Raw genomic sequence first — 20,185 nt, 5'->3', positions numbered from 1 at the left:
GCACGGCTAGCTCCTTGAACTCCGCCGTGTACATCTGTTTTGGTATCTTCTTCATTGCTGGTCTTTCCAAAGGATCGTTGATTTTACGTTACCTATGGAAGACTAAATTTCGGGGGAAGCTCATTGTCTGGTCTCATGTTTGCCTTTTTTATCAAGGCATCGCTGCCGGCGCTGGCGCCGTCAGCGAAAGAATGAATCGAACTGCATATCGAACTGTTGCAGGGCTTTTTGGGCGTTCTGCATTTTCTTGCGGAATTCCGGGCCGCGCTTGAGCGCCAGCCCGACCGCCAGGATGTCGATCACCACCAGATGCGCCAGGCGCGCCGAGATCGGTGTGTAAGGATCGATGTTTAAACTCAAATCAATCGGCGCCAACACTGTCGCCAGCTCCGCCAGCGGTGTGCCGCTGGGACCGAGCACGATGATATCGGCGCCACCCTTTTTTGCCAACTGCACGCTGCGCAGCAATGCGGCGTTGCCGCCGCGTTGCGAAATGGCGACTACGCAATCGCCAGGCTGCAGCAAAGAGGCGGCGATGCTATGGATATGGGGATCGGAGTAAGCCACGGTCGGCACGCCGGAGCGAAAAAATTTATGCTGCGCATCGGCGGCCACAATGCCTGAGGTGCCTTGTCCGTAGAATTCGATCTTGTTGGCCTTGAGCAGAACGTCCAATGCCCGCTGGATCGCATCTGCACTCAGATGATTGCGCAAATCGAGTAGGGTATTGATCGAGCGGCCGCAAATTTTGTTGACCAGATCTGCGGCGATGTCATCCTGCGCCAGCATTTCATTGGCGCCCGGCAGCGCCACCGCCAGGCTCTGCGCCAGTTTTAATTTGAAGTCATGCCAACCTTCGTAACCGATAGCGCGGCAGAAACGTACCACCGTAGGTTCCGACACTTGCGCATTCTTGGCTAGCGCGGTGATATTTTCAGCCAGCGCCATTTGCGGATTGTCGAGAATCGTCAGCGCTACCTTTTTCTCCGATTTCGACAGCAAGTCGATCTGGGTCTTGATCGAGTCCAGCAGCATGGTCATTCAGTATCCTGTCACGGTGAAGTTGAAGGGCTCGCTCACAGTTCAGGCAATGCTTCTTCGCGCCATTGCAAACCGTCGCGCGCGATCAGTGCGCTGGCCGCAGCTGGCCCCCAGGTACCGGCGGTATATGGAATCGGATCGTCTTCTTCCTGATCCCAGTATTCGAGGATGGGTTCCACCCATTCCCAGGCCGCTTCCAATTCATCGCTGCGCATGAACAATGTCAGTTGGCCGCGCAAGACGTCCAGCAGCAGCCTTTCGTAGGCCTCCATGCGTGGCGATTTGAAGCTTTCGCGGAAATCGAGCTCAAGTTCAACTGGTTTCAGGCGCATGCCGTCACCCGGTGTTTTCGCCATCAGGTTCAGTTGCAGTCCTTCGTCGGGCTGCAGGCGAATGACCAGGCAGTTAGGCTCGAAGCTGCTGTTAGGCTGCGCAAAGATCGAGTGTGGAACCGGTTTGAAGCGCACCACGATTTCAGCCAGTTGATCGGCCATGCGCTTGCCGGTGCGCAGGTAGAACGGCACGCCGGCCCAGCGCCAGGTATCGATTTCAGCTTTTAATGCGACAAAAGTTTCGGTGCGCGAATGCGGGTTGCCGCCGGCTTCCTTGCGGTAGCCCGGTACGGCGACGCCTTCAACATGGCCCGAGCGATATTGGCCGCGTACCACGTCCTGCGCCAGCGATACCGGCGTAAAGCGTTTGAGTGAGCGCAGCACCTTGAGTTTTTCATCGCGCACTGCATCCGGGGTGATTGACGCCGGCGGTTCCATCGCGACGATACACAATAATTGCAACAGATGGTTTTGTAGCATGTCACGCAGCGCGCCCGAGGTTTCGTAGTAACCCATGCGGTTGCCGACGCCGAGTTCTTCGGCAATCGTGATCTGCACGTCAGAGATCCACTCGCGGCGCCACAGCGGCTCGAACAGCACATTGCCGAAGCGCAGCGCCAGCAGATTTTGTACGGTTTCCTTGCCGAGGTAATGGTCGATGCGGAAAATCTGCGATTCGGAAAATACTTGGGCCACTTCGGCATTGATTTGCTTGGCGCTCGCCAGATCGCGGCCCAGTGGTTTTTCCAAAACCACGCGCGAGTTCGGCGTCGCCAGCCCGCTGGCTGAGAGATTCTTGCAAATCTGTGAGAACAGGCTTGGCGGCGTTGCCAGGTAAAACACATTGGTGATAGTCGGATCTGGCCGCATGGAGTCGACCAGTGTCTTGTAGGTGCTGCCGTCAGTGGCATCCATGCCGACATATTTGATGCGTTTGCAAAAACGCTTCCAGACGGCGGCATCCATCGCGTCCTTGCCGATATGCGGTTTGGCATCTTTTTCGACCGTCTTGATGAAATCTTCGTCGCTGCTTTCGTGCCGGCCGATGCACAGGATGCGTGCGTCCGGCGGCAGGTCGTTGGCGCGGTCGCGCGCGTACATTGCCGGCAGCAGTTTGCGCATCGCCAAATCGCCGGTACCGCCAAAAATTGCCAAATCAAATTCTGCAAGAGCCATGATAGAGAAAACCTTTAAATTACTTTTGCTAGTAAGAAATAAATGTCGATGCAGATGTCGGGTGGACGCTTGCAGTCTCACCCGCGGTTCCCATCCTGCCAAATTTTTTAAAACTTTGTCTAGCCCACTTCAACTGTGCGCCGGCGCTCGCTGTCCCGCTGAATTTTACGAAGGCTGGCAGCCACATCGATTTGCCATTGGAGCGCTGCATTCGTGCGGATAACGCTAGGCTAAGACTAAAATACCTCCCCATTATCGCAGCGCTGCGCGGGCCATTTCAATCAGGCCGTTGGTTGAGCTGTCATGTCTGTGTGGTGCTGGTGTGCCGTTTATTTCGCTCAGGATATTGCGTGCCAAGACCTTGCCCAGTTCCACGCCCCATTGATCGAAACTGTTGATGTTCCAGATCACGCCTTGAACGAACACTTTGTGTTCATATAAAGCAATCAAAGCGCCCAGATTGGCTGGCGTCAAGGCTGTCATCAGGATAGTGTTGCTGGGGCGGTTGCCGGGGAAAGTGCGGTGCGGCAGCAGGGCTTCGATGTCATCGGCCGGCATGCCTTTGGCCTGCATTTCGACCTTTGCTTCATCGGCGCTCTTGCCGCGCATGAATGCTTCCGATTGCGCGAAGCAATTTGCCAGCAGCGCGGCCTGATGGCCTGGTAACTGATTGCTTGCGGTCAGCGTCGCGATGAAGTCGACCGGGGTGATGTCGCTCCCCTGGTGCAGCAATTGGAAATATGTGTGCTGACCGTTGGTGCCGACATTGCCCCAAATGATCGGGCAAGATGCCACGTCCAGCGTGCGGCCATCAAGGCTGACGCGCTTGCCGTTGCTTTCCATTTCCAGTTGTTGCAGATAAGACGGGAAATTACCCAGATCCTGGTGATAAGGGGCAATCGAAATCGAGCGATAATCGAAGAAATTGCGATACCACACGCCCAGTAATGCCAGGATCACCGGCATATTCTGTTCCAGCGGCGCCCTCCGGAAATGGTTATCCATCGCGTGGGCGCCGGCCAGAAATTCGGTGAATTGCTCGAAGCCGATTGCCAGTGCTACCGACAAGCCGATCGACGACCACACCGAATAGCGGCCGCCAACCCAATCCCAAAACGGGAACATATTGGCTGGATCGATGCCGAACGCGGTAACACCTTCAACATTGGTCGATACCGCCACGAAATGCTTGCGCAGATCGCTTTCCTGAACTTCGTTGCCGGTGCGCAGAAACCAGCTGCGCGCGGAATGGGCGTTCATCATGGTTTCAGCGGTGCTAAAGGTTTTTGAGGCGATCACGAACAGCGTACTGTGCGGCTCAACCTGCGCCAGTAAAGCGTCAAGGTCGTCGCCGTCGACATTGGAGACAAAATGCATCTTGAGGTGCGCATGCTGGTAAGGGCGCAGCGCCTGGCACACCATTTTAGGGCCGAGATCGGAGCCGCCGATGCCAATGTTGACGATGTCGGTGATCCGCTTGCCGCTGTGTCCCAGCCATTCGCCGCAGCGGATTGCGGCGCTGAAAATTTTGATCCGCTGCAGTACCGCATGCACCTCTGCGCTGACTTTCTGGCCATCGACTTCCAGCGCTGGCAGGGGTGGCGCGCGCAGGGCGGTGTGCAGCACGGCGCGATGTTCGGTGGTATTGATCTTTTCGCCGCAAAACATGGCCTCGCGCCGCGCCTCAACCTGGTGTGCGCGTGCTAGTGCAAACAGCTGTGTCATGGTGTCTGCCGTGACATTGTTTTTTGCGTAATCAAGGAACAAGCCTGCAGCGCTGACCGAGAATTGGTCAAAGCGGGACGAATCTGCCGCAAACAGTTCGCGCAGAGATTTGTCTTTGATTGCTGCGTGATGGGTATGCAAAGCCTGAAAGGCGGCGGTAGTATCGAGCGGTGATTGCGACATATCCTGGTCTTTATTGGCGGTCGAGAATTTATACGACTATACAACATTTAGAGGTAATTTCACTACAAAATTATTTTGAGATATTTCAACGTCGATCTCGGTTACGCCAGTCTCAGTCAGCTCAGTAAAAAAGATTAGATTTTCCTATCATATTCTGTGTTTGTTTCTTGCTTTTCAGATGTTGTTGTTTTTGATGATGGTGCCGTGTTGTTTTGTAAATATGCATAATGACGCCGTAGAAAGCTCTGAAAACGACATTTTCAATTTATTTTTGTAGTAAAATTTCATTTCGTCTACTGTTTCAAGGAAAGCCAATCATGTCAGCACATGTCCCCATACATGCCAGCGTTGCTAAGGTCACTGAAAGAATCGTCGCCCGCAGCCAGCCATATCGTAGCGCCTACCTGGCGCGCCTGGAGCACGCGCGTCGCCAGGACGTGCAGCGCGGCGCGTTGTCATGTACTAATCTGGCACATGGCTTTGCGGCATTTCCGGTGAATGATAAGTTGAGGCTCAAGCAGGATAAAAGTTCATCGATCGCGATTGTTTCGTCCTATAACGACATGTTGTCGGCGCATCAGCCGTTCGAGCGTTATCCGCAGATCATCAAGGACGCGGTGCGCACCGCTGGCGGCGTCGCCCAGTTTGCAGGTGGTACGCCGGCCATGTGTGACGGTGTCACGCAAGGGCAGCCGGGCATGGAGTTGTCGCTGTTTTCACGCGATGCGATTGCCATGGCCACTGCGATTGGGCTATCGCACAATATGTTCGATGCCGCGGTCTACCTCGGCATCTGCGACAAGATCGTTCCCGGGCTGTTGATCGGCGCCTTGCATTTCGGCCATCTGCCGGCGGTGTTCATTCCTGGCGGCCCGATGACCAGTGGCATGACTAACAAAGAAAAGGTCAAGATCCGCCAGTTGTACGCCGAGGGCAAGATCGGCCGCGCCGAATTGCTCGAAGCAGAAGCCAAGTCCTACCATAGCGCCGGCACGTGTACCTTTTACGGCACTGCCAATAGTAACCAGATGTTGATGGAGGCGATGGGCCTGCATTTGCCCGGCTCGGCTTTCATTACGCCGAATACGCCGTTGCGCGATGCATTGACCGCCGAAGCGGCACGCCAGGCCCTGAAGATCACCGACCGTGGCGACAAGTATCTGCCGGTCGGCCATGTGGTGAGCGAAAAAAGCATCGTCAACGCCATCGTTACCCTGCTCGCTACCGGCGGTTCGACCAACCACACGCTGCATCTGGTGGCGATCGCCAAGGCTGCCGGTATCGTTATCGACTGGAATGATTTCGATGCATTGTCGGCAGTCGTGCCGCTGGTCACCCGTATTTATCCGAACGGCGATGCCGACGTCAACCATTTCCATGCTGCCGGCGGCACCGGTTTCGTCATCCGCGAATTGCTGGATGCCGGCCTGATGCATGAGGATGTCAAAACCATTCTTGGCGACGGCCTGCGCGCGCATTGTGCCGAACCGTTCCTGGAAGGCGAGGCGGTAGTGTTCAGGCCGGCAGTGGCAAAAAGCGGCGACGATTCGGTATTGCGCACCGCTAGTGAACCGTTCTCTGCCGATGGCGGCTTGCGCCTGTTGAGCGGCAATCTGGGGCGCTCGGTGATCAAGATTTCTGCCGTCAAGCAGGAGCACTGGGTGGTGCAGGCACCAGCCGTGGTGTTCCACTCGCAGGATGAATTTATGAAGGCATTCCGCGCCGGTGAGCTGGATCGCGATTTCATTGCGGTGCTGAGTCATCAAGGTCCACGTGCCAACGGTATGCCGGAATTACACGCATTGACGCCGGCGCTGGGTATCCTGCAGGATGCCGGCCGCCATGTCGCGCTGGTTACCGACGGCCGCATGTCGGGCGCCTCCGGCAAGGTTCCGGCGGCGATCCACGTCACGCCGGAAGTATTGGCCGGCGGGCCGCTGGGGTTGGTGCGCAGCGGCGACATGATCCGGCTGGATGCCGGGAAAGGGACACTGGAAGCGTTGGTGCCTGCCGCCGAATGGGCGCAACGTCAGCCGCTGACAATTGATTTGTCGGCCAATCAGGTCGGCATGGGTCGCGAGCTGTTCGCGATGTTCCGCAACACAGTCAGCGCGGCAGAAGAGGGGGCCACCAGTTTCGCGTTGCCGCCGCTGTTGTCGGAGCAAGAGCAAGTCCACCATTCTGAACAATCACAGAAAGCGACGATATGACCTCAACAAATCTTCTTTACGGCAATCAACTGCGCGATATCATGCGGGCGTCGCCGGTGATTCCAGTGATCGCCATCGATGATATCGAACATGCGGTGCCATTGGCCAAAGCCTTGGTTGCAGGCGGTATCCGGGTGCTCGAAGTCACTTTGCGCACGGCGCATGGCCTGCCGGCGATCCGCGCCATGGTGGAGCAGGTGCCGGGCGCGATTGTCGGCGTCGGCACCTTGACTCAGGCCAAAGAGTTTGTTGCTGCCCGCGATGCCGGTGCAGTGTTTGGCGTATCGCCCGGGTTGACGGCGGCCCTGATCGCTGCCGCCAAATCGAGCGGTTTGCCATTGCTGCCAGGCGTGATGACGCCTTCGGAAGTGATGGCGGCGCGTGAGGCTGGTTTCCGTCAGTTGAAACTGTTCCCGGCGGTACCTGCGGGTGGTGTCGGTATTCTGAATGCGATTGCCGGGCCGCTGGGCGATGTCACTTTCTGCCCGACCGGCGGCATTTCGCTGGAAACCGCACCGGACTTCCTGGCATGCAAGAACGTCGCTTGTGTTGGCGGCTCCTGGCTGACCCCAAAAGACGTGCTGAAGTCCGGTGACTGGGCTCGCATCACGGCATTGGCTGCTGCCGCCAGCAAGTTGCGCAAGGCACTCTGATCCTCTCTTAGCGTCAACGTCCTGCTTTGCCAAGGCGCCGGAATGGTTTTTCAGCCGTTTCGGCGTTTTTTTATTGTGATTTTACAACTCCGATTTTCATGTTTCACTCCGACTTCATCCTGAGTTTTCGGTCGGCATGCTCCTGTTTTGGTTGTTTGAAAAACATGTTTTACTAGCCTTCAGACATTCCGGTAATAGCTTTTGGAGATCCTATTACTGGACGTCATCAAGGAAATTGTTTAGAATAGTCAGCTCTCAACAATATAGTGCTGCCTCAACGGTACATTTTTGGGTTTCGTAACTCGCGTCAGCGGGTTGTCTCATGCTTCGGCCAGGCCGGAGTTTCATCAAACGCCGAGGAATTCCTCGCATTCAGTTGCCGCCCCATGCGGTAGTCGGCTCGTTCAATGCCATCCCTGCGGGAAGGTCGGACGGGATCATAAAAAATTTGACAGTGTGTGTCGCCCTGGCAAGTCCCGGCTGTGCTGGTTCGTGCTTGGCGGTCATTCAATATGCATCGGCAAAGCAGTCGGTTGCGTCATCGCAGGCATTCGTGCGCCTGTGATTTGCTTCTTGTGTCTTGCCGCCGATGCTGATGGAACAAGAAGGAGTAAGCATGACGAATCGCTATCGCAACGCCATCGTCGGCACGGTGATTACCGTTCTGGTTGTCGCTGCAATCGGCTGGTCGATTGGGCCTGCCGTTATCCATCACTACCAAGGCGACCTGATCTATTACACCGAACGTCATTTGTACCTGGTCGGCTGTTCGATGTCACTGGCGCTGCTGTGCGGTATTCCGGCCGGCATCCTGCTCAGCCGTTCATATTTCACCCGGCATGCCGAAAAGTGGATGCAACTCTTCAATATCGGCAACACCATTCCCTCGATGGCGGTGCTGGCTCTGGCGCTGGCTTTGTTCGGTATCGGCGATAAGCCAGCCATCATCGCCTTATGGCTGGCTTCGCTATTGCCGATTGTGCGCAATACCTATGAAGGCTTGAGGCAGGTATCGCCGTCGATGAAAGAGGCCGCCAAGGGTATCGGCCTGACGCCGTTGCAGGTGCTGTTTCGGGTCGAGTTGCCAAACGCATTGCCGATCATTATCGGCGGCGTGCGCACTGCCTTGGCGATCAATGTCGGTACAGCGCCGCTGGCAGTCCTGATCGGCGGCGAAAGCCTGGGCGGTCTGATTTTCCCCGGCATCTATCTTAACAACCAGGATTTGCTGCTGCTTGGCGCAACCGCCACCGCAGCGCTGGCCTTGGCGCTGGACGCAATCGTCTCTGTGGGCAGCAATGCTTGCCTGAGCAAGCGTGGCCTGCTGCGCTGATATCCATCTTCTTTGAAGGAGAACACGCATGAAAAATTTACGTATCGCCACGATACTGGCTTTTACGCTTTGTCTGTTGGGCATGGCGCAGGCCGGAGCCGCTAACCTGGTCGTCGGCGGCAAGAATTTCACCGAACAACTGATCCTGTCGTCGATGACGGCGCAGTACCTGAAGGCGAAGGGGTATAACGTTGATCTCAAAAACGGTCTAGGCACCACCATCATGCGGCAGGCGCAGGAGAGCGGCCAGCTCGATATTGTCTGGGATTACACCGGTACTTCACTGATCGTCTACAACAAGGTCAATGAGAAACTGGACATGGAGCAGTCATATCAGCGAGTCAAGGAATTAGATGCCGCCCGCAATCTGATCTGGCTCAATCCATCTGCGTTGAACAACACGTATGCGCTGGCGGTACCGCAAAAGGAGGCCGATGAAGAGGGCTTGAACACCATCGAGGATCTGGCGGCCAGAATCAACCAGGCCCACGAGAGAAATCCGCCGCAAAAGTATTTGATAGGTGTCGATTTTGAATTTGCTTCGCGTCCCGATGGCCTGGGGCCACTGATGGCGCTGTACGGTTTTAGCTTAGACCGCAGAGAAATCAAGCAGATGGACTCGGGGCTGGTCTACACAGCCCTGCGCAACGATCAATTGGATGTCGGCCTGACGTATTCGTCCGATGGCCGGATTCAGGGCTTCAATCTTAAATTGCTCGAAGACAGCAAACATTTTTTCCCGTTTTATAGTGCGACGCCGGTGGTGCGCAAAGAGATTCTCGATGTAAATCCGCAGCTTGCGGACCAACTAAATGCGCTGTCTGCCAAGATCGATACTGCCAAGATGGCCGAAATGAACAAGAAGGTCGATATCGATCAGTTGCCGATTGCGCAGGTCGCCGCCGATTTCCTGCGGGCCGAAGGCTTGCTGTGAATAACGGGAGAGCGAAATGACACTTTATAACTATCTATTAAGCGCCTGGCCCGAAATCCTGCATCTGACCATGCAGCATCTTATGTTGGTCGGCATCGCGGTCGGTCTTGCCATTTTGATCGGCGTGCCGCTAGGGATTGTCATGGTCCGGTATCGCTGGCTGGCCGGGCCAATGATGGGGGGCGCCACAGTTATCCTGACGCTGCCGTCGATTGCCTTGTTCGGTCTGATGATTCCGCTGTTCTCGCGCTTCGGCGAGGGACTCCGGCGATTGCCGCGGTCTTCCTGTACCCGCTGTTACCGATCATGCGTAATACCTATCTCGCGCTGGACGGTATCGAGAGTGGTATCAAGGAAGCTGGCATCGGCATCGGCATGACGTTTTGGCAGCGACTGCGCCTGGTCGATCTGCCGCTGTCGGTGCCAGTGATATTGGGCGGCGTCCGCAGCGCCGTGGTCATGAACATCGGCGTGATGGCAGTGGCGGCAATTATCGGCGCCGGTGGTCTGGGCGTACTGATTCTGCATGCCATCAGCCAAAGTAATCTGCAAAAACTGGCGGTTGGAGCGGTCTTGATCAGTGTGTTGGCGATTGCCGCCGACATGCTGCTGCAATAGCTGCAAAGACTGCTTACACCGAAAGGAATGCACAAATCATGATTCAACTCGACCAACTCAGTAAAGTATTCACCCAAAAAGACGGTAGCAAAGTACAGGCGGTGGATGGCATCAACCTGACGGTTGCTGAAGGCGAAATCTGCGTGTTCCTCGGTCCTTCGGGTTGCGGCAAGACCACCACCCTGAAAATGATCAATCGTCTGATCGCCCCGACTTCCGGCCGGGTGCTGCTCAACGGCGAAGACACCACCGGTATCGATGAAGTCACCCTGCGTCGCAAAATCGGCTATGTGATTCAGCAGGTCGGATTGTTTCCCAACATGACCATCGAAGAAAACATTACGGTGGTGCCGCGTTTGCTCGGCTGGAACAAGAAACGCTGCCACGAACGAGCCACTGAATTGATGGCGATGGTCGCGCTCGATCCGAAGCGGTTCCCGAGCCGCTATCCGCGCGAGATGTCGGGCGGATAGCAGCAGCGCACCGGCGTCATCCGCGCATTGGCAGCTGATCCGCCGGTGCTGTTGATGGATGAGCCGTTCGGCGCGGTTGATCCGATCAACCGCGAATCGATCCAGAATGAATTCTTTCAGATGCAGCGGGCCCTCAACAAGACCGTCATCATGGTCAGCCATGACATCGATGAGGCGATCAAGCTGGGCGACAAGATCGCCATCTTCCGTGCCGGCAAGCTGGTGCAGTTGGATCATCCAGATAGCTTGCTGGCCCGTCCGAAGGACGAATTCGTCGCCTCATTCGTTGGTCAGGATGCGACCCTGAAACGTTTGTTGCTGGTGCGTGCCGGTGATGCGGCGGCCAATTCCAAGACAGTGCGCGAGGATGCCAGCCTGGCGGCCGCGTACGGTTTGATGGATGAGAGCGACTACCGCTACGTGACTGTTATCGATGCCGAAAATCGTGCATTGAGATACGTGGCGCGACGTGATGCGCGCGGCGCGCAGGGTGCTTGCGTTGAGAAGCTGCGAGCGTTCACTGTCAGTGCGGCGCCGGATGAAAACCTGCGCGTCGTGCTGTCAAAAATGTACAAGCACAGCACTAGCTGGATGCCGGTGATCGATCAGGATGAAGGCTATCTGGGCGAAGTCACTCAGGACTCGATTGCCAGCTACCTCAGTTCCGGTCGCACGCGCGGTAGCGTCGGTATGTAATGAACGCCCACGCGCGAGCCTTAACTTGCCGCTGGCGCTGGTTGTCTGAGGCACCTGGCCAATGCATCAGCAGTTTTCCACAAAGCGTCGCACCGGATGAGACGCATTGCTCTACAATGTGCGGTTTTTCAAATGCAACATTAACCGTAAATATATGATTGAGCACCCAAGGCGGTACCAGAGGGCCATGGCACGACTGCTGGCGTAATTGCTTTGGTGTTGTGCGCGGCATTGCTGCACGCATCCTGGAACGCGATGCTGAAAAGTAGTGGCGACCGTTTATGGGCCATCACATTGATGACCATCGGTTCGGCCGTCGCAGCGATTCCAATTGTCATCTGGACGCCGTTTCCGGCCGCAGCCAGTTGGCCTTACATCCTGATGTCGGTAGCCCTGCATGCCGGCTACAACCTATTCCTGGTGCGCGCCTATCGGGCTGGCGATTTCGGTCAGTCCTATCCAATTGCGCGCGGCTCTTCGCCGCTGCTGGTCTCGGTGGGGGGCGGCGCTGTTTGTCGGCGAAAAGTTGGGGTTGTTGACGCTGCTAGGGGTTGCCTTGATTTCCGCCGGTATCATCAGCTTGGCACAGATCAGTTTTGGCGGAAGCAACACTTCGCGACCCCGGCGTAGCTGGGACGGGCCGTTGTCGGCGTTCATCACCGGTGTGTTTATCGCCGGCTATACCATCGTCGACGGGCTGGGCTCACGCATGGCCGGCAGCGCCGTCGCTTACTCCGGCTGGATGTTCCTGCTCGACGGCGTGCCGTTGCTGGTAATCTATGTTTCGCTGCACGGTCGCCTGCGGATTTCGCTGCGTGAGCGCGCAACCTGGAATGCGCTGGGCGGCGGCGCCATGTCGTTGCTGGCGTATGGCATTGTGATCTGGGCGATTACCTTGGCGCCGATGGGGCCGGTATCGGCGTTGCGTGAGACCTCGGTTTTGTTTGCCGCCCTGATTGCCCGGATGTTTCTGCGGGAGGCGCTAACGCCGCGCAGATTGCTGTCTTGCGTGGTGATCTCAACCGGCGCTGTAATACTTGGGTGGACTGCTTAGGATCGTTTTATGGCTTAAGTCAGGTCCGGCGAGGGCAGTATAATTGCGACGTTGATTTTGCCCTGAGCCAGCTCCCTTAGCCACAATAAAAAACGCCGCTGGAAAATTCCAGCGGCGTTTTATTTTTAGCTAGCGCGGATGCAGCATAGCGCCCACCGGGCTTCTTTGCTTAGCGGTCGCCAAACGAGCCACGTGCGCCGCTGTCGTTCGAGCGATTGCCTTTGTAGCCGCCGCCAGCGCCGCCTTCTTTGCGTGGAGCGCCTGGTTTGCTGAAGCTACGGCCTGGCTTGTTCGGGCCGCCGCGGTTGTCGCCTGGTTTCCAGCCACCTGGCTTGTGGTTCGAACGTGGCGCCGATGCGCTGCGCTTTGGTTCAAAGCCTTCAATGATGTCAACCGGGATCAATTGCTTGGTGAAGCGCTCGATGCGCTTGACGTTGATGCCTTCAGCGTGATTCACCAGCGAGACCGCAACGCCATTGCGGCCGGCACGACCAGTACGGCCGATACGGTGGACGTAGTCTTCCGGGAATTTCGGCAGATCGTAGTTGAATACGTGCGTGATGCCAGGAACGTCGATACCGCGGGCAGCAACATCAGTTGCCACCAGAACCCGAACTTGACCGCGACGCAGGCTGTCCAGAGTGCGGTTACGCGCGCCCTGATGCATGTCGCCATGCAAAGCTGCCGCAGCGAAGCCGGCGATGTTCAGACGGTCGGCGATGGTGTCGGCGTCACGTTTAGTGGCGGTAAATACAACCGCTTGATCCATGGTGACGTCGCGCAGCAGGTGGTCCAGCAGGCGATTCTTGTGCGACAGGTCGTCGACGAAGTGAACCTTCTGTTGAATGTTTTCGTGCTTGGTGGCCGAACCGGCGATCTGGATAATCATCGGGTTCTTGGTGATGCGCTTTGCCATGTTGCCGACAACACCATCCAGCGTTGCCGAGAACAGCATGGTTTGACGTGTTTCAGGTGTTGCATCAACGATCTTTTCGATATCGTCGATGAAACCCATGTCGAGCATGCGGTCAGCTTCGTCGAGCACCAGAATTTGCAGTTGCGAGAAATCGATCTTGCCCGATTCCATGTGGTCGATCAAACGGCCGGGAGTAGCAACCAGGATTTCAGGATTTTTCGACAGCAATTGCATTTGCTTAGGATGAGGCATGCCGCCCAGGATCGAGATTGCCTTGATGCGCTTCATTTGCGAACCGTACTTGTCGGTAGCAGTAGTAACTTGCAGCGCCAGTTCGCGGGTTGGGGTCAGCACCAGCATCTTCGGCTGTGCAGGCTTGAAGCGAGGGCGCTCGCCACGCGCGCGGGAAGCTTGCATTTCTTGGTTAGGGGTATTGCTGGTAGCAGCAACTTGCTGCTCAGAGGCGAATTTGTGCAATGCCGGCAGCATGAATGCTGCGGTCTTGCCGGAACCGGTTTGCGACGAAACCAGCAGGTCGCGGCCTTCGATGGCGGCGGGAATAGCTTGTTCTTGAACGCCTGTCGGTTTTGTGTAGCCAGCGTCAGTCAGTGCTTTGATGATGGACGAGTGGAGGCCTAGTGATTCAAAAGTCATTATTTTCTTTCGTAAAGTGCAGCGTCATATACTGCAAATAGCCGTCATGCGACAAATGCAGCGAACGCAAAAAAGCAACGCCAACCAACGAAATGACTAAGAAACAAATACAAAGAAATTTCGGCACAAAAGCTTTGCGCCGGGACGGTGTCAGGGGCGACACACAAGGCGGGAGGGCTTTTACAATGCAATGTCCTAATTTGAGGCCAGGACATGCTTAGGCTTGCGAAGCTACTTATTGTTTTTTACAGCAAACACGGAAGCCGATATGATCGGTGTTCGACAATCTACTACTTGCGTTCGTTATTACAACGCAGCACAAAATAATACATGATTTTTACATTTGATGCACCAGTTTCTGACAAATATCGTCGTGAACTCTTATTCAGGCGTTGTTTGTTGTTGCCGCATACTGAATGGTTGCTGATTCGGATGCAATTTATTGTTTGCCAGTTAACAACGAGGAGGCTGCATGAATAGTAACGAAAGTGAACAAAGGACGGCTCTGGGTATCGTTTGGGATATCGTCGGCGCAGTAGTAATCGCGCTGCTGTTTCTGGCGAGCTATTTCGGCATAACCTCCGGCAAAGATGCGAAGCAGCCTGCCGTGGTCGCATCCGCACCCGTTACACAGGAGGCTGACGCTGCTCCGGCGGCAGAGCCCGTCATGCCGCCAGTGCTCAAGATTTTCTTTGAAACCGGCAAGTCTGAAGTGCCGGCTAGCGCAGCCGCCGATGTGGGGCCACTGGTAGCCTTCCTGAAAGCCAACCCGGCTGCGACGGTCGCCGTGTCCGGCTACCACGATGCCAGCGGCAATACAGATGTGAATGCTCAGGTCTCCAAGGAGCGCGCCAAGTCGGTACGCGCCTTGCTGATCGCCGCTGGCGTTGAGGAGGCGCGTGTGACGCTCGACAAGCCGCAAGTATCCCTTGGCGGTAACGACGCTGATGCGCGCCGGGTCGAGGTTAAGGTTCACCAATAAGCGGTCGTGGTTAGTAATGCCTGACTAATGCCTAACGCAGCATAAAAAAGCCCGCGACGGGTAACCGTAGCGGGCTTTTTGCTAATTTAATCCCAGATCGAATCAAGCTGTACTGCAGTCGACCTATTCGGCAATCCCGCCGACCACGTGCGAGAACCCGCCATCGACGTAAGTGATTTCACCGGTAATTCCGCTCGACAGGTCTGATAGCAAGAAAGCGGCGGCATTGCCGACATCTTCCACAGTCACGTTGCGGCGCAGTGGGGCATGCTCGGCGACGAAGCCGAGGATCTTGCCAAAACCCTTGATGCCGCTGGCGGCCAGGGTTTTGATCGGACCGGCTGAAATGCCGTTGACGCGCACACCCTTTGGGCCGAGCGAGCCCGCCAGGTAGCGCACGCTGGCTTCCAGCGATGCCTTGGCCAGTCCCATTGTGTTGTAGTTTGGCACCACGCGCTCGGAGCCGAGGTAGGTCAGGGTCAATAATGCCGAATTCGGACGCAGCAGCGGCAGTGCAGCCTTGGCCATGGCCGGGAAACTGTAGGCAGAGATGTCATGCGCGATCTTGAAACCTTCGCGTGACAAGCCGTCCAGGAAATCACCGGCAATCGCTTCGCTCGGTGCGAAGCCGATCGCGTGCACCAAGCCGTCCAGGTGATCCCAGGATTTGCCGAGGTCGGCGAAAAGTGCATTGATTTGCTCATCGCTGCCGACGTCGCAATCGAAAATGAGTTTGCTGTCGAACTCTTTTGCAAAATTAGTGATGCGTTCCTTGAAGCGCTCGCCGACATACGTAAATGCCAGTTCAGCGCCTTCGCGCTTGCAAGCCTGGGCGATGCCGTAAGCGATTGAGCGATTGGATAGCAAGCCGGTGATCAGAATTTTTTTGCCTTGCAGGAATGCCATAGTGACTCCAGATGTGCGCGCCATATATATGTTGCTGGCGGCGAGGGTTGCTGGTGCAATCTTTTTGCACCGGATGTTCTGCTTGAAGTTCTTATTGAACAGGGCGAGATTGTAGGGGTTCGCTGTGGGGAGGGCAACTAGGCTGATTTTGTGGGCATGCCTTTTTGGCATGACACCGGCTTTGCAGGCACCTGACGGCGGCAGCGACGCCGCACCGTCAACCTGCATGCACATGGCAGGTTGACGGTGCGGCGTTGTAAAAAGATTTAGTTGTGTGTTCCCTTGGACGAAGCGAGGACGACCGGACGGCTGTTTTTCTTGGCGGCTACCTTGGTTTTGCCGCCCGTGTTGCGGCTGGCCGTCGCACTGGCTTTGTGATAGCGGACGTTATGGCCTGATTTGGTAGTGGAGCTGGATGCCACCATGCGGTTAGGCACCTGCAATTGCAAGCTCTGGCCGCGGCTCACGCTATCGTGACGCAAGCCGTTCCAGGCCTTGACTTGCGATACGCTGACCCGGTAGCGTGCGGCAATTGAGGCCAAGGTGTCCCGTTTGCCGACCTTGACGTAGATGCGGCGGGTTTCAGGAGCATCCGGGGTGACTGTCATGGTTGCGTTGTCAGCCACTTCTGCCGTGATATCGCCGTTGGCCTCTTCGGTTTTCGGCACCAGGATGGTCGAGCCGGCTTTGAGCAACATCTTCGGCGGGATGTGATTGACTTCCCGAATCACGGCTGGCGTCGTGCCAAACCTGGCCGCTATGGTTTCGATCCGTTCACGCGCGCCGCTGACAGTGTGGGAGGTCCAGGAAGATAGCGTCTGGGTCCATTTTGTCAGATTGTTCTTAAATTTTTCAGCATTGCTTTCCGGTAGCAGAATCTTGGTGTCAGCACCGCCGATGATGACCGGGCGGTTGAATTGTGGATTCAGCGCCTTGAATTCATCGAGCGACAATTCGGCCAACTGTGCTGCCACCTTGACGTCGATATCGCGGGTTTTGCCGATTGTGACAAAGTACGGCTGGTTGTCCACCTTCGGCAGGGCGATCTTGTGCATATCGGGCGCGGCAATGATGCTCTTAACCGCCTGCAACTTCGGTACGTAATTACGGGTTTCTGCTGGCATCAGCGGCGCCAGGCTGTTGAAATCGATCGGCAAGCCCGCTGCCTGGTTCTTGTTGATGGCGCGCTGCACCGAACCTTCGCCCCAGTTGTAGGCCGCTAGCGCCAGTTGCCAGTCGCCGAACATGCCATACAGTTTTTGCAGATAGGTCAGCGCGGCATCGGTGGAGGCCAGCACGTCGCGCCGCTCATCCTTGAACATGTTTTGCTTGAGGTTGAAATCGCGTCCGGTAGTGGGTATGAACTGCCACATGCCGGCTGCCTTGGCGCTCGAGAGTGCTTGTGGATTGAACGCCGATTCGATAAATGGCAACAGTGCCAGTTCGGTCGGCATGCCGCGCTTTTCCAACTCCTGGACCACGTGGTACAGATAGCGCGAGGCGCGCACCGTAGTACGTTCGAAATAATCCGGGCGGGCGCTGTAAAAATCGGTTTGACTCACCACCTGCGGATTATCCAGGTCCGGGATGCCAAAGCCCTTGCGAATACGCGCCCAAATATCGATCTGCTCCATGCCGAGAACGCCTGCGCTGGGGTCGTTCGGGTCGATTAAGCTGAAAGTGGGGGTGTACATCGTAATGTCGTTGGCCTGAGCCAAGAACGGAGTGCCGAAAAAAGCAAGCGCGGCAATGGCGAACGTGTGGAGTTTTAGCTGATGCATGGGTTCGATTTGCGTGGCCGGGTTGTCATAAACCGGTAATAAAGGGATAGACGCAGTGTACGTAACGCAGTTTTCCCGCGTCAAGCAAAAAATACACTAATGCAACCTGTAAGTATTTGATTTATTAGATATTACTTTGAGCAAATCGATATACGTAAACTATCTGGCTGATATTACAATCAGCTGTAATATCAGCGATTATTGTGGATAGTCGGCCGCGAGAATTACTTGAAATCGTTTTTCCATTCCCTCAGTGCAGCAAACGCCGCCACAGGATCGGCTTGTTGCAGGCGGCCATGCGCATGTAGGGCGGCAACAATCGTGGGTTGTTGGTAGCGCAAGAACGGGTTGGTGGCGTTTTCCAGGTCGATGGTCGATGGTACTGTCGGCTGCTGGCGGTCGCGTTTGGCTTGCTCCCGGGCGATGCGTGCGACCAGAGCGGCATTGTCCGGTTCGACGGCCAGTGCAAAGCGCAAGTTTGACATCGTATATTCATGTGCGCAGTACACCAAGGTGTCACCTGGGAGTTGGCTTAACTTGGCAAGGGAGTCTACCATCTGCTGCGGCGATCCTTCGAACAGGCGGCCACAACCACCGGCAAACAACGTGTCGCCGCAAAACAGCCAGTGCTGTTCCGCCGCGATATAGGCGATATGACCGCTGGTGTGTCCCGGGGCATCGAGTACGGTCAGCGTCAATCCGAGTTGCGCAATGCTGGCGCGGTCGCCCTCGCGCAGAGGGGTGTCGACGCCGGCGATAGCCTCGCGCGCGGGGCCGAATACCGGCACGTTGAAGTGTTGCAGCAAAGTTTGTACGCCGCCCGCATGGTCAGCATGGTGATGTGTCAGTAAAATAGCGGCAAGGGCCAGGCCATGGGTATCGAGCGCAGCCAGAATCGGCTTGGCATCGCCCGGGTCGACTACTGCAGCGTGGATGCCGTCATGGATCAGCCAAAGATAGTTGTCGTTAAATGCCGGCACCGCCACTACGTTCAGCGCCGTCTTCAGTGATGGGCTAAGTAATTTATCTATTAAGGCAGGCATGGAATATCCGTCGTCACAAAAGTCCATTATAGCGCTCGGCCCCTGGCTGAAGACGCCCGCCGGCAGCTATATGCTGGAGTGGGAGCAAGCGCGTCTGGACGCGATGACGGCAGATACCTTCGGTTTCCATGCGATGCAGATCGGCGTGCCGGAGATAAAGTCTTTGCAGGCAAATCGTATGGGACACAAGTGGTTGACTGACAGCCATATACCAGGCGTCGGCGAGATGCCAGCCGCGCAAAACAGTATAGTTGTGACCCACGATTTTACGGAGTTGCCTTTTGCGTCGCAGAGCCTGGATCTGGTTGTGTTGCCGCACGTGCTGGAGTTTGCCGCTGAGCCGCATCAAATATTGCGGGAAGTGGAGCGCGTGCTGATTCCTGAAGGGCAGGTCATCATTTGCGGCTTTAATCCGGCCAGCCTGTGGGGGATTAGGCAAACGATCGGGCGCATGTCTGGCGTGCATTTTCTGCCTCAGAACGCCGAATTCATCAGTTTGTTGCGTTTGAAGGACTGGCTGAAGCTACTCAACATGGAAGTCAATCGTGGCCACTTCGGCTGTTATGCTCCGCCATTTGCCAGTAGCAAATGGCTGCATCGCTCCACCTTCATGGAAAAAGCCGGCGATCGTTGGTGGCCATACTTCGGTGCAGTTTATATAGTGCAGGCGATCAAGCGCGTCAAGGGTATGCACCTGATTGGTCCGGCTTTTAGTAAGCAGGTTATCAAGGCCGGGCTGGTGGTGCCGGCCGCCAACAAGATCCACAAGACTGATCGAAGCGGTGTTGAGTAATGCGTGGCAAGGCGGGCGATTGCGCTTAGGTCATTCAACGGCCTTCCCGGCCTTATAATTTCAGATATCGGGTGGCGCGGATGTGGCGTGTCGGCGATATCAATCAAGCAGTGAAAGCGAGTTTTACAAACATGAGTAAAGTGGAAATATTTGCGGATGGCGCATGCAAGGGTAATCCTGGCACCGGCGGTTGGGGTGCGTTATTGGTTGCCGACGGTAAGGAAAAAGAAATGTTTGGCGGCGAGCGCAATACCACTAACAATCGGATGGAGTTGAAAGCTGTGATCGAGGCGCTCACGGCGCTGACCCGGCCGTGCGAAGTCACGGTGTTCACCGATAGCCAGTATGTGCAAAAGGGTATCAGTGATTGGATTCACGGCTGGAAAGCGCGCGGTTGGAAAACCGCCGCGCGCGAACCGGTAAAGAATGTCGACTTGTGGCAGGCGCTGGATGCCGCCCAAGCGCGGCACAAGATAGAGTGGCGTTGGGTCAAGGGGCATGCTGGACACGTTGGCAACGAACGCGCCGACCAGCTCGCCAATCGTGGCGTCACGACTGGAGGGTGTAATTAGTTTTGTGTAAACGGTCATTTGGCAGCACACTGCCACCATAGAGGAAAAAATGACCTACGTAAAACGCACCAAACGGGCCAAGCCCGATCCTGAGTTGGTCAAGCTGGCGG

Annotated in this window: 14 protein-coding genes and 3 pseudogenes; 10 read left to right on the top strand and 7 right to left on the bottom strand. The window is 56.1% G+C overall.

Annotated features, from left to right (window positions below; all coding sequences use genetic code 11):
• Nucleotides 1-180 precede the first annotated feature (180 nt).
• From ACIQ0R_RS03770 to pgi, 3 genes are all read right to left on the bottom strand, one after another.
• Nucleotides 181-1,035: an SIS domain-containing protein gene (locus ACIQ0R_RS03770; protein WP_395823804.1), complete on the bottom strand. Its 855-nt coding sequence runs from the start codon at nt 1,033-1,035 to the stop codon at nt 181-183.
• A 41-nt stretch (nt 1,036-1,076) separates the two neighbouring features.
• A complete protein-coding gene (zwf, locus tag ACIQ0R_RS03765; protein WP_395823802.1) occupies nt 1,077-2,549 on the bottom strand; it encodes a glucose-6-phosphate dehydrogenase in 1,473 nt (490 codons plus the stop codon).
• Nucleotides 2,550-2,801: 252 nt separating this feature from the next.
• Nucleotides 2,802-4,457, bottom strand: coding sequence for a glucose-6-phosphate isomerase (gene pgi / locus ACIQ0R_RS03760; RefSeq protein ID WP_395823800.1), 1,656 nt, complete (start codon nt 4,455-4,457; stop codon nt 2,802-2,804).
• Nucleotides 4,458-4,774: 317 nt separating this feature from the next.
• Between pgi and edd the strand changes: the two genes are divergently transcribed.
• The 7 genes and pseudogenes from edd (at nt 4,775) to ACIQ0R_RS03725 (ending at nt 12,428) form a co-directional block, all read left to right on the top strand.
• Nucleotides 4,775-6,667, top strand: coding sequence for a phosphogluconate dehydratase (gene edd, locus ACIQ0R_RS03755; RefSeq protein WP_395823798.1), 1,893 nt, complete (start codon nt 4,775-4,777; stop codon nt 6,665-6,667).
• Nucleotides 6,664-7,320, top strand: coding sequence for a bifunctional 4-hydroxy-2-oxoglutarate aldolase/2-dehydro-3-deoxy-phosphogluconate aldolase (gene eda / locus ACIQ0R_RS03750; protein WP_395823796.1), 657 nt, complete (start codon nt 6,664-6,666; stop codon nt 7,318-7,320). Before edd ends, eda begins: the two co-directional genes overlap by 4 nt.
• 616 nt (nt 7,321-7,936) lie before the next feature.
• Entirely contained in the window at nt 7,937-8,653 is a 717-nt protein-coding gene (locus ACIQ0R_RS03745; RefSeq protein WP_395823794.1) for an ABC transporter permease, read from the top strand.
• 28 nt (nt 8,654-8,681) lie between these two features.
• Entirely contained in the window at nt 8,682-9,587 is a 906-nt protein-coding gene (locus tag ACIQ0R_RS03740; protein ID WP_395823792.1) for a glycine betaine ABC transporter substrate-binding protein, read from the top strand.
• Between the two features lie 16 nt (nt 9,588-9,603).
• Nucleotides 9,604-10,205, top strand: a pseudogene (locus tag ACIQ0R_RS03735) (ABC transporter permease).
• Between the two features lie 38 nt (nt 10,206-10,243).
• Nucleotides 10,244-11,374: pseudogene (locus ACIQ0R_RS03730) on the top strand (betaine/proline/choline family ABC transporter ATP-binding protein).
• Nucleotides 11,375-11,581: 207 nt separating this feature from the next.
• A pseudogene (locus ACIQ0R_RS03725) lies at nt 11,582-12,428 on the top strand (EamA family transporter).
• Between the two features lie 169 nt (nt 12,429-12,597).
• Here the strand turns inward: ACIQ0R_RS03725 and ACIQ0R_RS03720 are convergent.
• Nucleotides 12,598-13,998 carry a DEAD/DEAH box helicase gene (locus tag ACIQ0R_RS03720; RefSeq protein WP_395823790.1) on the bottom strand — a complete coding sequence of 467 codons (1,401 nt, stop codon included), beginning with the start codon at nt 13,996-13,998 and terminating at the stop codon, nt 12,598-12,600.
• Between the two features lie 472 nt (nt 13,999-14,470).
• Here ACIQ0R_RS03720 and ACIQ0R_RS03715 point away from each other — a divergent pair, with 472 nt between their 5' ends.
• Nucleotides 14,471-14,980, top strand: coding sequence for an OmpA family protein (locus tag ACIQ0R_RS03715; protein WP_395823788.1), 510 nt, complete (start codon nt 14,471-14,473; stop codon nt 14,978-14,980).
• A 123-nt stretch (nt 14,981-15,103) separates the two neighbouring features.
• Here the strand turns inward: ACIQ0R_RS03715 and fabI are convergent, their stop codons facing one another.
• From fabI to gloB, 3 genes are all read right to left on the bottom strand, one after another.
• Nucleotides 15,104-15,886 (bottom strand): enoyl-ACP reductase FabI, encoded by a 783-nt coding sequence (gene fabI / locus ACIQ0R_RS03710; protein WP_395823786.1) that lies wholly within the window; start codon nt 15,884-15,886, stop codon nt 15,104-15,106.
• Nucleotides 15,887-16,152: 266 nt separating this feature from the next.
• Entirely contained in the window at nt 16,153-17,667 is a 1,515-nt protein-coding gene (locus tag ACIQ0R_RS03705; protein ID WP_395823784.1) for a transglycosylase SLT domain-containing protein, read from the bottom strand.
• Between the two features lie 224 nt (nt 17,668-17,891).
• A complete protein-coding gene (gene gloB / locus ACIQ0R_RS03700) occupies nt 17,892-18,710 on the bottom strand; it encodes a hydroxyacylglutathione hydrolase (protein ID WP_395823782.1) in 819 nt (272 codons plus the stop codon).
• Here gloB and ACIQ0R_RS03695 point away from each other — a divergent pair.
• Complete coding sequence (locus ACIQ0R_RS03695; protein WP_395823780.1) at nt 18,709-19,503, top strand: class I SAM-dependent methyltransferase; 795 nt, start codon at nt 18,709-18,711, stop codon at nt 19,501-19,503. The genes gloB and ACIQ0R_RS03695 overlap by 2 nt on opposite strands.
• A 131-nt stretch (nt 19,504-19,634) precedes the next feature.
• A complete protein-coding gene (gene rnhA / locus ACIQ0R_RS03690) occupies nt 19,635-20,075 on the top strand; it encodes a ribonuclease HI (protein WP_395823778.1) in 441 nt (146 codons plus the stop codon).
• Nucleotides 20,076-20,185: the final 110 nt, after the last annotated feature.

It is taken from the genome of Collimonas sp. (genome assembly GCF_044339385.1).
GTDB lineage: Bacteria > Pseudomonadota > Gammaproteobacteria > Burkholderiales > Burkholderiaceae_D > Collimonas.
Note: the sequence above shows the minus strand (reverse complement) of the source record. Positions and strands in the feature narration are given on the sequence as shown.